Annotated in this window: 1 protein-coding gene; it reads right to left on the bottom strand. The window is 36.7% G+C overall.

Annotation, left to right across the window (positions count from 1 at the left end; genetic code table 11):
* On the bottom strand, positions 1-1,957 hold a 1,957-nt coding region (locus EGI22_RS15440), incomplete at both ends, for an SdrD B-like domain-containing protein (protein WP_310588171.1).

The raw sequence follows: 1,957 nt of genomic DNA, 5'->3' as shown, positions 1-1,957 counted from the left end.
CGTAAGGATTCACATTGTCAGATGTATCGGTTACAGTTACACCTATTGGGTCAGTACCGAATACCAAGGCTGAGTTTGCAACATAGCCTCTTTCAATATCGGCAGCTAGTAAGGTATAATGTGCTATTGCAAATCCAGTTTGGTTTGGTGCCAACACGTTTGGTGAAACACTGATTGGACTGTTAGAAATCAAAGTGTCTTCAATGAAAACATTGCTTAACGTGATATTTCCAGTATTCAATACCGTAAATCCGTACGTGATTTTATCTCCAACTAAGCCTGTTCCTACCAAAACTCCATCTTTAGTCAATCTAATTTTTGGATCATAAAAATTAAATCCAGCGTCCATAGCATTTAGATTTCTGAGAGGGTCATTTAAGGTCAATGTTGTATTCACATTAAACAAATCAGTGATTCCAGTAATTGGATCGGCGTCTGAGTCGAGTTCAGAATCTGAGCCAATGTTTTTCAAATCAGCATTCATTCCTACTGGTTTAACAAATTGGAGACGGTAATCGCCGTTAATTACATTGTTAAATACATATTTTCCATCAATTCCTGAAACTGTCGTGTCAATAATTACACCTGACGCATTGAGTAAGTACACCGTAACGTTTGGCAATGGGGTATCCCCAGCATTTTGTGTATTTGAAAAGTCTTTATCTTCAAAAACATAGTCGCCAATAGAGCCATAAGGAACATATCCAGCGTCTTTTTTGGTATTGTTTCTCAAAGTATCATTGACAGGTTTAGTAACATCAATGCTAATTGTTTCAGTCCATCCCGACGTATTAATATCACTATCTAAGGTGTCAATTCCATTATATTGAGGTGAAACCATAGCCTCAGATGGGGTTTTAAAGAATAATTTGTAGTTCCCAGAAGGCAAAGAATCAAATAGATATTTTCCATTAATATCTGAAATTGTACTATCTAACAACACAGTTCCAGTTCCGTCGTAAAGGTAAACTTTAATACTATCCATAAAACTTTCAGTAAGCTCCTGCACGCCATTGTTATTGTAGTCTGCCCAAACTAAATCTCCAATGGAACCAAATCTTACTTCAATAACTTCTGTTGTAGCCGTTGCTGTACAACCGTTTAAGCTTTTTGCCGTTACGGTATAAATGCCAGGCGTAGAAATACTTACGGTATCATTGGTTCCTAATCCATTAGACCAAAGATATGATTCTCCTCCTTGAGCAATTCTTAGAACATTGCTTTGAAGGACACTAATAGTATCATTACCCAAGATTGTAGGCAATGGCATAATCGTATCTACAGCTACAACAATTGATGCAGTTGCCGTAAATCCATTCACAATATTGGTTTTTGTAACCGTATAAATCGTGGTTATTGAAGGCAAAGCGATCGGATTAGAAATATTAGCATCACTAAGTCCAATTGATGGCGACCAGCTATAGGTATGACCAATTTCAGCTATTTCTCCAATTTCTTGTCCTAAAGTATTATCAACGCAAGTAATGGTAAAGCCTGTTCCTGCCACTGCAATTGGAATACTATTATCTAAAGTTATTACCACTTGGTCTTGATCATCTTCCGTTGGAATATTATTGTTTGGCGTACTATTTGGATCAAATTGGTCTACGCCTACTACTTGTGCAATATTGGTATAGCTAATGCCTGATAAAGGAGGCAAAACCGTAGCTTTATAAGTTAGTATTTGAGAATTTCCTGACAAAATTGTAGGAATATTCCATACCAAAGAATCTACTAATAAATTTCCAGAATTGCTTATGTTGGTAATGTTTCCATAGCCATTTGGAATAGCATCTCCAATGGAAACATTCGTAGCAGAATCAGGCCCAGCATTATTGATGGTTAATGTAAAAATGACTACATCTCCCACAATTGGATTTAAATTGCTTATAGTTTTAGTTAAACTCAAATCCGCGATCTGAGCACAAGGGGTCACGGAATCATAATCATCTTCCGT

The organism is Lacihabitans sp. LS3-19 (assembly GCF_024343575.1).
GTDB lineage: Bacteria > Bacteroidota > Bacteroidia > Cytophagales > Spirosomataceae > Leadbetterella.
The sequence above is the reverse complement of the archived record's forward strand: the minus strand, read 5'-3'. Positions and strand labels throughout refer to the sequence as shown.